Genomic DNA, 11,554 nt, shown 5'->3' with positions numbered 1-11,554 from the left:
CTCGTGCCCGATCTTGAACCCTCAGATCAGAGGGTGCGCGCCTTAGCTTTCGTAGTCAATCGCGTGGCGCAGCTGTTTTTCGTATTCCAGCGCCTTGCCGGTGCCCAAAGCCACACAATTCAGGCTTTCGTCGGCAATCGACACGGCCAATCCGGTCTGTTCGCGCAGGGCCAGGTCCAGATCACCCAGCAGCGCGCCGCCACCGGTCAGCATCACGCCCCGGTCCACGATGTCCGCGGCCAGATCCGGCGGGGTGGTTTCCAGCGCGGTCATCACCGCCTCGCAGATCTGCTGGACGGGTTCCGACAGAGCCTCGGCCACCTGGGCCTGGCTGATCTCGATTTCTTTGGGGACACCGTTCAGAAGGTCGCGCCCGCGGATGTGCATCGACTGCCCGCGCCCGTCATCGGGCATCCGGGCGGTGCCGATGGTGGTCTTGATCCGCTCGGCGGTGGATTCGCCCACCAGCAGGTTCTGCTGCCGGCGCAGGTACGAGATGATCGCCTCGTCCATGCGGTCGCCCCCCACGCGGACCGAGCGAGCATAGACGATGTCGCCCAGCGACAGAACGGCCACTTCGGTGGTTCCGCCGCCAATATCCACGACCATGTTGCCGGTGGGATCGGTGATCGGCATCCCGGCTCCGATGGCGGCGGCAATCGGCTCGGCGATCAGACCCGCGCGCCGCGCGCCTGCTGACAGAACCGACTGACGGATCGCGCGTTTTTCAACCGGCGTTGCCCCATGGGGAACGCAGACGATGATCTTGGGCTTCGAGAAGGTCGAACGCTTGTGCACCTTGCGGATGAAGTGCTTGATCATCTCTTCCGCGGTGTCGAAATCGGCGATCACACCCTCGCGCATGGGGCGGATGGCCTCGATCGAGCCGGGGGTGCGGCCCAGCATCAGCTTGGCGTCCTCGCCCACGGCCAGAACCTTCTTGACGCCGTCCTTGACATGGTAGGCGACAACCGAGGGTTCAGACAGGATCACGCCGCGCCCCTTGACGTAGACCAGCGTGTTGGCCGTCCCGAGGTCGATGGCCATATCCGCTGTGAACAGGCCGCCCAAACTGTCAAAGATCCCCATATTCCCCTGATCCTGTCTGTCAGATGTTTTCTACTGCCCGCGACTCGACGGTTCCGGGACGGATGACTTATAGGGTGCCATGACGCCCGGTTAAAGGCCTGATTCCGCGTAAATCAGCACCTTTCCGCCTCTTTGACAGGGACTTTAGAAGGCAACATGCTCTCATATCAACACATTTACCACGCGGGAAATCTGGCGGACGTGCAAAAGCACGCTTTGTTGGCATGGATGCTGGACTACATGACCCGCAAGGACAAGCCGATCAGCTATCTAGAGACCCATTCGGGGCGTGGTCTGTACCACCTCGATGCGGCCGAGGCCGTGCAGACCGGAGAGGCGGCGGCAGGGATCGGGCGCGCGCTGAGCAACGGGTGGTTTGCCGACGATCACCCGCTGGCACGCGCGTTGCATGCGGTCCAGGCGCAGTTTGGCGAAACGGCCTACCCGGGCTCGCCGATGATTGCGGCAAGCCTGCTGCGTCCGCAGGACAGTCTGCAGTTCGCCGAGCTTCATCCGCAGGAATACGCAGCGTTGAAAAAAGCGCTGACCGGGCGCGGTGCCAAGACCTACAGACAGGACGGGTTCGAGCTGGCTCAGTCGGTTCTGCCGCCCACGCCTCGGCGCGGGGTGATGCTGATTGACCCCAGCTACGAGGTAAAGGCGGACTATGGCCGCCTGCCGGGGCTGATCGCCAAGTTGCACCGCAAGTGGAACGTGGGTCTCACTGCCCTGTGGTACCCGATCCTGACTGATGATCGGCACGTTCCGATGGTGACGGCGCTGAAGGGCTTGGATCTTCCCAAGACGTTCGTGCACGAAGTTCGGTTTCCGCCTGCGCGTGAGGGTCACCGGATGATCGGTTCGGGCATGTTCGTGGTCAACGCGCCCTTCGGGATCGAAGACGAAGCGGCGCGTCTGTCCGACCTGTTCGCAAAGATCTGACGGCGCTTCGGGGGCGCGAAGGCCTCCCGCCCCGTCTGACAGCATCAAAGATGCCGCCAAACGTGTTGGGCGCGGTGCCGGGCCCAAGTCCGTCAGGCTGCGCGGCGAAGCCGGGCTGCTGCGCGGGCGGGAGACCCGCCTGCCATGTCTGATCAGGTCAGATCCTTGTAGCTGATCTCGCGCGCATCCGCGCCGGGGCCTGCCTTTTCGCGGCGCATGATCAGACGGTTCAGCGCGCTGATATAGGCCTTGGCCGACGCCACCACGGTATCCGTGTTCGCGGATTGGCCCGTGGCGATCATGCCGTCTTCCTCGAGGCGGACAGAAACCGTGGCCTGTGCGTCGGTACCTTCGGTTACGGCATGCACCTGGTAGAGCTGCAGATGCGCCTTGTTCGGGTAGATGGCCCGGATCGCCTTGAAGGTGGCGTCGACCGGCCCGTCGCCGTGCTCGGTGGCGATGACATCCTTGCCGTCCACCTCCAGTTCGACCGTCGCTTCGGCCTGACCGCCTGTGCCGCAGGTGACTTTCATCGAGACCAGCTGCAGGTGGTCATTGGCCTCGTCATCTGCACTCATCAGCGCGATCAGGTCGTCGTCGAACACCTCTTTCTTGCGGTCGGCCAGATCCTTGAACCGCACGAAGATGTCCTTGAGCTGGTTGTCCCCGATCTCGTAGCCCAGCGTTTCCAGCTTGTCGCGCAGCGCGGCCCGGCCGGAATGCTTGCCCAACGGAAGCGAGGTGCCCGAAAGGCCGATATCCTCGGGGCGCATGATCTCGAAATTCTCGCGGTTCTTCAGCATGCCATCCTGATGGATGCCGCTTTCATGTGCGAAGGCGTTCTTGCCGACGATCGCCTTGTTGAACTGCACCGGAAAGCCCGAAACCGTCGCCACCCGACGCGAGATGTGCATGATCTTGGTGGTGTCGATGCCCGTCTTCCACGGCATGATATCGTTGCGGGTGCGCAGGGCCATCACGACCTCTTCCAGCGCGGTATTGCCCGCGCGTTCGCCCAGACCGTTGATCGTGCATTCGATCTGCCGGGCCCCGCCTGCAACGGCGGCCAGAGAGTTGGCAGTCGCCATTCCAAGGTCGTTGTGGCAATGGGTGGCGAAAATCACTTCGTCTGCGCCCGGAACGGTTTCGATCAGGCGTTTGATCAGGTCCGCGCTTTCAATCGGGGCAGTATAGCCCACCGTGTCGGGAATGTTGATCGTGGTCGCGCCGGCCTTGATCGCAATCTCGATCACGCGGCACAGATAGTCCCATTCGGTCCGGGTCGCATCCATCGGCGACCATTGCACGTCTTCGCACAGATTTCGGGCGTGGCTGACGGTCTCGTGGATCTTTTCGGCCATCTCGTCCTGCGTCAGGTTCGGAATGGCGCGGTGCAACGGCGAGGTGCCGATGAAGGTGTGGATCCGGTTCTTTTCGGTGTGTTTCACTGCCTCCCAGCAGCGGTCGATATCGGCGAAATTGGCGCGCGCCAGACCGCAGATACGGGCGTTCTTGGATCGCTGCGCGATTTCCGAAACGGCCTTGAAATCACCCTCGGAGGCGATCGGAAAGCCGGCCTCGATGATGTCGACACCCATGTCGTCCAGAAGCTCGGCGATTTCCAGCTTTTCGTCATGGGTCATGGTGGCGCCGGGGCTTTGCTCGCCGTCGCGCAAAGTGGTGTCAAAGATCAAGACGCGGTCTTGGTCGGTCACGTTGGTCATGGGGGTCACTTTCTTGTCTGTCCTAAAGCCATTGGCGCGCAGGCGTCCTCCTCTGAGCGGGCGCGCCGGATGGCACGCTCAGAGGCGGATTAGGATCAGTAGGCCACGCAGGGCAGCGCCGGCGGACGCGGCGAAAGCAAAAGGGATATCTGCGCGGTTGATCATGGGTCCGAGGTTATACACCCCGAACCGGGAATGAAAAGAAGGAAAATGCGCGGTTGTCCGATTTCGCGAAAGGAACGGAAACGGGGATTGATTGCGTGGTCAACTCCGCTAGCTGGAGGACGATGAGAAATGCTTTGGTCATAGGCGCAAGTGGTGGGATCGGCCGGGCCGTCTGCAATGCGCTTCTGTCGCGGTCGGTTCATGTGGTCGGTCTGTCGCGGTCGGAAAATGGGCTGGATTTGATGCAGCCGGAACTGGCCGACGAGATTCTAGGCCGGATCGAGGGGCCGTTCGACCTTGTTCTGGTGGCATCCGGTGCGCTCGAGATCGACGGGGCGGAACCGGAAAAGACCATTCGGGCGGTGTCGGCCAAGGCCATGATGGATCAATTCGCCCTGAACGCAGTGGGCTCGGCCTTGGTGTTGAAACACGCGCATCGCTTGTTGCCGCGCAATGGGCGGTCGGTTTTCGCCGTGCTGTCTGCGCGCGTGGGCTCGATCGGGGACAACCGTCTGGGCGGCTGGGTCAGCTATCGCGCGGCCAAGGCGGCGGTGAACCAGATCGTGCACACGGCCGCAATTGAACTGGCCCGAACCCACAAGGATGCGATCTGCGTCGCCCTGCACCCCGGAACGGTCAAGACCCCGTTCACGCAGAAATACCTGGGCCGCCATCCCGCGGTCGAGCCGAGTGACGCCGCCCAAAACCTTCTGCGGGTTGTGGATGGTCTGACGGCTGATCAGACCGGCCAGTTCTTCGACTGGGCCGGCCAACCGGTTCCCTGGTAGCGGGCTATCCGTCCGATGGGGTGACTTCCGGGTCCTGTTCGGCCTCCGGCGCCTGCGGCTCGTTGCCCGATGGTTGCGCCGCGCCCGCTTCCGACAGGGCGCCGTTTTCCCAGGTGCCGCTTTCCTCTTCGCCATTTGCATAGCGCATTGTTCCAGAGCCCTGGCGTTTGCCGTTCACGAAGTTGCCTTCATAGACATCGCCATTTGCATATGTCGCGACACCTGCGCCGGTAATTTTGCCCTCGGTCCACTGGCCGGAATACTTGAAGCCATTCGCCATCACGACCTCGCCCTGGCCATGGCGCTGACCGTTCTGGAAATCACCCGTGTAGACCGTACCATCCGCGTAGGTGGCTGTGCCCTTGCCTTGACGCACGCCCTCTACCCACTCGCCATCGTAGCGAGAGCCGTCGGCCCGGGTCAGAACGCCGGTGCCATGCGTTCGGGCATTCTTGAACTGTCCTTTGTAGATCGTGCCGTTCGTGTAGGTCGCGGTGCCCTGACCTTCGATCACCCCCGCAACCCAGTCGCCGTCATAGGACGAGCCGTCAGGATAGGTGATCCGGCCTTTGCCGTCGGCGAGGTCCGCCTTGAAGTCACCGACATAGACCGAGCCATCGGGATAGGTCAGTTCGCCCAACCCTTCGATCTGACCGTTTTTCCAATCTCCGGTGTAGACATAGCCGTCGGTGCCAGTAAACGTACCCTTGCCGTGTCGGCGGTCGTCGACGAAATCGCCTTCGTAGGTATCGCCGTTCGCGTAGGTCGCCTTTCCCTTGCCCTGCCGGCGCCCGTCCACCAAGGCGCCTTCGTAAACGTCACCGTTGGCCTGTTTCAGTACGCCGGTTCCGGTGATCCGGTCCTCAGTCCATTCGCCGGAATAGATCATGCCGTCGGGCAAGGTCAGCGATCCGTTGCCCTGACGCTGGCCGGCAACGATATCGCCTTCGTATACCGCGCCGTCCGCATAGGTGATCTTGGCCTTGCCCTGGCGAACGCCGTCCACCCAGTCGCCATCATAGACATAGCCGCCGGGGTCGGTCATGACGCCCTTGCCGTCATGCTGGGCGTTCTTGAAGCCACCTTCGTAACGCATTCCGTTTGCGTATTGCGCGATGCCGGTTCCGTTTATCGCACCGTCGGTCCAGTCGCCCTCGTAGGTGCCGCCGTCGGCAAAGGTGATCTTGCCCTTGCCGTGCGGGCGACCTTTGACGAAATCGCCCTCGTAGACCGATCCATTGGCGTAACGTGCCACGCCCTTGCCCTGAATTTCTCCTTCGACCCACTCACCGGTGTATTCAAAGCCGTCGGGCAGGCGATAGGTGCCGGTTCCGTGACGCAGCCCGTTTTCAAAGGTGCCTTCGTAGACCCCGCCCACATCGTCATCCGCGGTGATGATCTGGCCCTGCTGCGCGGACGCGCTCTGTGCGGCGATGCCCATTGCGGCAACGGCAATCGTTGTACGAAAAGCGTTCATGGTAGTCCCTGCCTGCCCGATTGTCCCGTGGTGCATTGGTTCGTGCAAAACTATGACACTGATGAAGGTCGGGCAACGGGTTTTGCCGCATTGGCCTTTCACTTGCGGCCTGATCTGCTAAATGCCTTTTCAGGTGACGAGGGCAAGAGGGCAAAGATGGCCGACCATTTCCGCATCACGCTGGCGCAGCTGAACCCGACGGTGGGCGACATTGCAGGCAACGCCGCAAAAGCCCGTTCCGCATGGGAGCAAGGCCGCGCTGCGGGGGCCGATCTGGTGGCTCTGCCCGAGATGTTCATCACTGGCTACAATACTCAGGACCTGGTTCTGAAGCCGCCGTTTCACAAGGCTGCCATGGCGGCTGTGCAGCAGTTGGCGGAATCCTGCGCGGATGGTCCGGCGATGGCCATCGGGGGGCCTTGGGTCGAGGGTGGCAACCTCTACAACGCCTATTTGATCCTCAGCCGGGGGCGGATCGTCAGCAAGGTGTTGAAACACCATTTGCCCAACGAGACTGTGTTCGACGAGGTTCGGTTGTTCGACTCCGGGCCGTTGGGTGGCCCCTATGCGGTAGGCAACACCCGTATCGGCAGTCCGATCTGCGAGGATGGTTGGCACGAGGATGTTGCCGAGACGCTGCAGGAGACGGGCGCCGAGTTTCTTCTGATCCCCAACGGATCACCTTATTTCCGCGACAAGCACGATGTGCGCCTGAACCAGATGGTGGCCCGTGTGGTCGAAACCGGGCTGCCGGTGATCTACCTCAACATGGTGGGCGGGCAGGATGATCAGGTTTTCGATGGTGGGACATTTGGCCTGAATCCCGGCGGCGAACTGGCCTTTCGAATGCCGGTCTTCGACGAGGCGGTGATGCAGATCGATCTGCGGCGCGGTGATGAAGGATGGGTCATCGTTCCCGCCGAAATCGCCGAGCAGCCGGACGCGTGGGAGCAGGACTATCGCGCCATGGTGCAGGCGTTGCGCGACTATATGGGCAAGACCGGGTTTTCCAAAGCACTGCTGGGACTGTCCGGAGGCGTCGATTCCGGGCTAGTTGCCGCCATCGCGGTTGACGCTCTCGGGGCCGACAATGTGCGATGCGTGATGCTGCCGTCGGAATACACCAGCGCCGAGTCGCTGGAGGATGCCGAAGCCGTCGCCAAGGCGCTGGGTGTGCGATACGACTACGTTCCGATCAGCCAGTCCCGCGCCGCCGTCACCGAGACCCTGGCGCCGCTGTTTGACGGTCTTCAGGCCGATATTACCGAGGAGAACATCCAGTCCCGTCTGCGCGGTCTGCTGTTGATGGCGATGTCCAACAAGTTTGGCGAGATGCTGTTGACCACCGGCAACAAATCCGAAGTGGCGGTCGGATATGCCACGATCTATGGCGACATGAATGGCGGCTACAACCCGATCAAGGATCTGTACAAGACCCGGGTGTTCGAAACCTGCCGCTGGCGCAATGCCAATTACCGCGACTGGATGAAAGGACCCGCCGGCGAGGTCATTCGCCCCTCAGTCATCGACAAACCACCCAGTGCCGAGCTGCGCGAGGATCAGAAGGACAGCGACAGCCTGCCGGATTACCCGGTTCTGGACGGTATTCTCGACATCCTGGTTGATCAGGATGGCTCGATCGCGGATTGTGTTGCAGCCGGGTACGAGGAGGCTGATGCCCGACGTGTCGAGCATCTGATCTATATCAGCGAATACAAACGCTTTCAGTCCGCGCCGGGCACGCGCCTGACACCTCGGGCCTTCTGGTTGGACCGGCGCTATCCGATCGTGAATCGTTGGCGCGATCCGAGCTGACGGAAACTGCGGCTGAGCGCCCTGTGCCCGGGTCCGGGTGTTTGTTTACAAATCGGCAGCAATGAGGGGCCCCCACCCTGACTGTTCTGCGGTTGGGGCGGTATTGCTGGCAGCGCTTGGCCGCCTCCTTGTTTTTGGGACATTTTTTTGCCATAGTTTAGGACCGATCTTGCCACATATTTTGAAAGATCGGCGCGCGGGGGCCGGGCATTGATCTGTCGGCCGAAGCGCAGTTGAAGACCAAGTTTTCTGGTGACGCATCCGTGGTGGGGTGCCGGTTATAAGGTTTAGGTGGTCCGATGGTTGATGGATATGACAAACCGCTGCATGCGCCGTTGAGGTACAAGTCAATGGAGACGCCGGCGCGCGAATTGGATGAGGCGCGTCTGGAAGCGGCAATCGCCGGTGTGTTGGCCGAGGCTGACGCAGAGAGCGAGGAGCCGTCCGAGGAGTTCTCAGCCAAACACCCGGAATTGCCCGAGCTTCAACCCGAAGAGACCGAGGCAGAGACCCAAAACTCGGGTGTCGCAGCTTTGTTGCGTCAAAAATGGGCCGAGTTCTCGGGCGCAGCCTGAACCGGGTGCCGGTCTAGTTCCATTGTGGCGTTTGCATCGACGCCACACAGCCGAACAAAGTGATGCTTTTTCCGTTATTCAGGATTGCCGGATGACGTTTGCCAAGGCTCGATGAAGCTCGTGTCTGACTAACAAGATCCGTTGATGCCCGGCCCCAAGCCCAACCCTGTTGAATCCGATCTTTGCCTGCCCAAATCCGTTGACGTCGTGATCGTCGGCGGAGGGATTATCGGTGTCTCAACTGCGCTGGAACTGGCGGAACGTGGCAATTCCGTCCTCTTGTGTGAAAAGGGCCAGATCGGCGCTGAACAGAGTTCCAGGAACTGGGGCTGGGTTCGCCTGGGGCTGCGCGACCCGCGCGAAATACCGTTGATGACCGAGTCGCTCAGGATCTGGCAATCGCTTGATGAGCGGATCGGGCGCAAAACCGGCTATGTGCAATCCGGCATTCTGTTCGGTGCGCGGACCGACCGGTCCGCAGCTGAAATGGAACGCTGGTTGCGAAACCTCGAAGGCTACCAGACCGGAGCGCGCATGGTTTCCGGATCCGAGTTGGAACAGCACATGCCCGGCCTCAAGACCGAGCTGAAGGCCGCGCTTTTCACGCCGCAGGACGGACGGGCCGAGCCGCAATGGGTTGCTCCGGCGTTGGCCGAGGCGGCGCGTGACCAAGGCGCGGTCATCATGACGAATTGCGCGGTACGCTGCCTCGACCTGCAAGCTGGTCGTGTTGCCGGGGTTTACACGGAACGGGGGCGGGTCGCTTGCGATCAAGTGGTTCTGGCCGGGGGGGCATGGTCGCGGTTGTTTGCCGGTAACGAAGGCATTGCCCTGCCACAGCTGAAGGTGCTGAACACGGTTCTGCGGACCTCGCCTGTGGAACCGGGTCCGGAAACAGCTCTTTGGTCGGATGATTTTGCCATTCGCAAACGCGCCGACGGCGGGTACACGATCGCCTCGGGCCATGAAAACACGGTGGATATCGTTCCTGACAGCTTTCGGTTGGCCGCGAAATTCCTGCCGGCATACGCGCAGGAATGGAAATCGCTCAGATTCCGCCTGTCGCACCGCTGGACCATTGAGGCGCGTCAGCGCCGGTCATGGACGCCCACCGACGTAACCCCGTTCGAACTCTGTCGGATCCTGGACCCCGAGCCGTCGCAGAAGGCGCTCCGCAAGTCATGGGCCAAGGCCCGTCAGGCGCTTCCGGCACTGGTTGGTGCCGAAATCGTGCAGAGCTGGGCCGGGATGATCGATGTGACCCCGGATGCAATCCCGGTCATCTCGAACGTGCGGGAAATCCCGGGACTGGTGATTGCAACCGGATTTTCGGGACATGGATTTGGCATAGGCCCCGGTGCCGGCCGCCTGGTGGCCGATATGGTGACGAACACAGCGCCTTGTGTAGACCCGGCCGCCTTTCGACTGTCGCGGTTTTCGGACGGTACGAAAGTACGGCCGGATCCGGGGTATTGATCAGCCCATCATCTGATAGCTGACGGGTACAAAGCGGAAGCCTTCGCCGCGCGGCTCGACATAGCCGGCGGCCGGGAAAGGCATGTGGTACCCGATCATCGGGACCTTGTCCGCGGCAAGCATACCCAACACGTTCCGACGGGATGCGGTGGCCGCCGCCTTGTCCATGTCAAACCGGACTTCCCATTCCGGATGCGCGAAGGACCAGACATAGTGATTGGCAAGATCGGCGGTCAGGATCAGCCGCTGACCGTTGCTTTCGAGATGATAGACCATATGGCCAGGCGTATGCCCGAAGGCCGCCATGGCGGTCACGCCGGATGCGACCTCGCCGCCGTCTTCGATGAACGACATCTTTTCAGCCATCGGGGTGACCTTGGCTGCCACAAGGTCGCCGACGCGGTTGCCGGCCTCCTGTGCTGACCAGAAATCGTACTCGGCCGCGGCGGTCACATAGCGTGCGTTCGGAAAGGTCGCGGCATCGTTGGTCGTCATGCCGCCAATGTGGTCGGGGTGCATGTGGGTCAGTACGACAACGTTGATCGCCTCGGGGCCAACGCCCGCATCGGCCAGAGCCTTCTGGATACCGCCTTGGCCCAATCCCGTGTCAAACAGGATCAGTTCGGATCCGGTATTGACGAGCGTTGGCGTGAAGAAGAACTGGGCAATGTCGGGCGAGATGAAATTGTCGGCCGATACCTTGGCAAACTCCTCGTCTGACGCGCCACCGCCGAAAATCTCTTGGGCGCCGTCTCTCGGCAGGCTGCCATCCAACAGGGTCGTGACCGTGAAATCGCCCAGTTGAAAGCTGCGGGCGACGGTCGAGTTGGCCTTGGTTTCGGCCCCGGCAGCCAGTGACTGTGTCGCGATAGATGCAAAAGGTAGCGCAACGGCCGTGCCCAAAGCGGCCCGGCGGGTCAGTTTCATGGTCATTTCAAAGTCTCCCTGTCAGATTACGTGCGACGAATTAGAACGCTTTCGGATAATTGCCACTTTCCACTCTACCATATGGGCTGCGCGCTGGCCGATCGCATGTTAAATCTTGTTCATGTCCCGCTCAGGAAACAAAACCGTTCCGACGGATCAAAGCGTCCAGGAATTCTTGGCGGCGATCCTGCCGGCCGCGCGCGCTACGGAGGCGCAGAGGCTGAACACCCTGTTTGAAACCGTCACCGGGTTTCGGCCAGTCATGTGGGGGCCATCCATCGTTGGATACGGGCGGTATGACTACCGCTACAAGTCCGGGCGGGAAGGCACGTTTCTTGCCACCGGGTTTTCCCCACGCAAGGCCGCGTTTTCGATCTATATCATGCCGTGCTACTCCGATTTCGGCAGTATTCTGGCGCGCTTGGGCAAGCACAAGACCGGCAAGTCATGTCTGTACGTGAACAAGCTGTCGGACATTGACGAGGACGTGTTGGCCGAATTGATCCGCGCAGGGTTGGATGACCTGTCATCACGTTGGCCGATCAAGTCCGAGTAAACGGCAAGCATTCGCACCGC

At 61.4% G+C, this 11,554-nt stretch carries 10 protein-coding genes; 6 read left to right on the top strand and 4 right to left on the bottom strand.

The window, feature by feature from the left end:
* Positions 1-42: 42 nt before the first annotated feature.
* Positions 43-1,089 carry a rod shape-determining protein gene (locus ACR0MM_RS14800; RefSeq protein WP_093963423.1) on the bottom strand — a complete coding sequence of 349 codons (1,047 nt, stop codon included), beginning with the start codon at positions 1,087-1,089 and terminating at the stop codon, positions 43-45.
* A 156-nt stretch (positions 1,090-1,245) separates the two neighbouring features.
* Here ACR0MM_RS14800 and ACR0MM_RS14795 point away from each other — a divergent pair, with 156 nt between their 5' ends.
* The gene (locus ACR0MM_RS14795) at positions 1,246-2,031 is read left to right on the top strand and encodes a 23S rRNA (adenine(2030)-N(6))-methyltransferase RlmJ (RefSeq protein ID WP_480697039.1); all 786 of its coding nucleotides are present in this window, start codon (positions 1,246-1,248) and stop codon (positions 2,029-2,031) included.
* Between the two features lie 152 nt (positions 2,032-2,183).
* On the opposite strand, the gene ACR0MM_RS14790 is transcribed toward ACR0MM_RS14795, so the two are convergent.
* On the bottom strand, positions 2,184-3,755 hold the full coding sequence (locus ACR0MM_RS14790) for a 2-isopropylmalate synthase (protein WP_480697037.1): 1,572 nt from the start codon (positions 3,753-3,755) through the stop codon (positions 2,184-2,186).
* 287 nt (positions 3,756-4,042) lie between these two features.
* Between ACR0MM_RS14790 and ACR0MM_RS14785 the strand changes: the two genes are divergently transcribed.
* The gene (locus tag ACR0MM_RS14785; RefSeq protein ID WP_480697035.1) at positions 4,043-4,708 is read left to right on the top strand and encodes an SDR family NAD(P)-dependent oxidoreductase; all 666 of its coding nucleotides are present in this window, start codon (positions 4,043-4,045) and stop codon (positions 4,706-4,708) included.
* A gap of 4 nt (positions 4,709-4,712) precedes the next feature.
* On the opposite strand, the gene ACR0MM_RS14780 is transcribed toward ACR0MM_RS14785, so the two are convergent.
* Positions 4,713-6,185, bottom strand: coding sequence for an MORN repeat-containing protein (locus ACR0MM_RS14780; protein WP_480697033.1), 1,473 nt, complete (start codon positions 6,183-6,185; stop codon positions 4,713-4,715).
* 156 nt (positions 6,186-6,341) lie between these two features.
* Between ACR0MM_RS14780 and ACR0MM_RS14775 the strand changes: the two genes are divergently transcribed.
* From ACR0MM_RS14775 to ACR0MM_RS14765, 3 genes are all read left to right on the top strand, one after another.
* Positions 6,342-8,000 carry an NAD+ synthase gene (locus tag ACR0MM_RS14775; protein ID WP_480697031.1) on the top strand — a complete coding sequence of 553 codons (1,659 nt, stop codon included), beginning with the start codon at positions 6,342-6,344 and terminating at the stop codon, positions 7,998-8,000.
* 299 nt (positions 8,001-8,299) lie between these two features.
* Entirely contained in the window at positions 8,300-8,575 is a 276-nt protein-coding gene (locus ACR0MM_RS14770; RefSeq protein WP_480697029.1) for a hypothetical protein, read from the top strand.
* 144 nt (positions 8,576-8,719) lie between these two features.
* Complete coding sequence (locus ACR0MM_RS14765; protein WP_480697027.1) at positions 8,720-10,051, top strand: NAD(P)/FAD-dependent oxidoreductase; 1,332 nt, start codon at positions 8,720-8,722, stop codon at positions 10,049-10,051.
* Here ACR0MM_RS14765 and ACR0MM_RS14760 read toward each other — a convergent pair whose 3' ends face one another.
* Positions 10,052-10,984 carry an MBL fold metallo-hydrolase gene (locus tag ACR0MM_RS14760; RefSeq protein ID WP_170343274.1) on the bottom strand — a complete coding sequence of 311 codons (933 nt, stop codon included), beginning with the start codon at positions 10,982-10,984 and terminating at the stop codon, positions 10,052-10,054.
* 115 nt (positions 10,985-11,099) lie between these two features.
* Here ACR0MM_RS14760 and ACR0MM_RS14755 point away from each other — a divergent pair, with 115 nt between their 5' ends.
* Complete coding sequence (locus tag ACR0MM_RS14755; protein WP_480697025.1) at positions 11,100-11,534, top strand: DUF1801 domain-containing protein; 435 nt, start codon at positions 11,100-11,102, stop codon at positions 11,532-11,534.
* Positions 11,535-11,554: the final 20 nt, after the last annotated feature.

Source organism: Ruegeria sp. BC6 (genome assembly GCF_056539185.1).
Note: the sequence above shows the minus strand (reverse complement) of the source record. Positions and strands in the feature narration are given on the sequence as shown.

Bases quoted from the DNA above. Each gene is read 5' to 3' on its own strand.
- ACR0MM_RS14770 (WP_480697029.1), top strand. From the start codon at position 8,300: ATGGTTGATGGATATGACAAACCGCTGCATGCGCCGTTGAGGTACAAG.
- ACR0MM_RS14755 (WP_480697025.1), top strand. From the start codon at position 11,100: ATGTCCCGCTCAGGAAACAAAACCGTTCCGACGGATCAAAGCGTCCAG.
- ACR0MM_RS14790 (WP_480697037.1), bottom strand. From the start codon at position 3,755: ATGACCAACGTGACCGACCAAGACCGCGTCTTGATCTTTGACACCACT.
- ACR0MM_RS14775 (WP_480697031.1), top strand. From the start codon at position 6,342: ATGGCCGACCATTTCCGCATCACGCTGGCGCAGCTGAACCCGACGGTG.
- ACR0MM_RS14780 (WP_480697033.1), bottom strand. From the start codon at position 6,185: ATGAACGCTTTTCGTACAACGATTGCCGTTGCCGCAATGGGCATCGCC.
- ACR0MM_RS14760 (WP_170343274.1), bottom strand. From the start codon at position 10,984: ATGACCATGAAACTGACCCGCCGGGCCGCTTTGGGCACGGCCGTTGCG.
- ACR0MM_RS14765 (WP_480697027.1), top strand. From the start codon at position 8,720: ATGCCCGGCCCCAAGCCCAACCCTGTTGAATCCGATCTTTGCCTGCCC.
- ACR0MM_RS14795 (WP_480697039.1), top strand. From the start codon at position 1,246: ATGCTCTCATATCAACACATTTACCACGCGGGAAATCTGGCGGACGTG.
- ACR0MM_RS14785 (WP_480697035.1), top strand. From the start codon at position 4,043: ATGAGAAATGCTTTGGTCATAGGCGCAAGTGGTGGGATCGGCCGGGCC.
- ACR0MM_RS14800 (WP_093963423.1), bottom strand. From the start codon at position 1,089: ATGGGGATCTTTGACAGTTTGGGCGGCCTGTTCACAGCGGATATGGCC.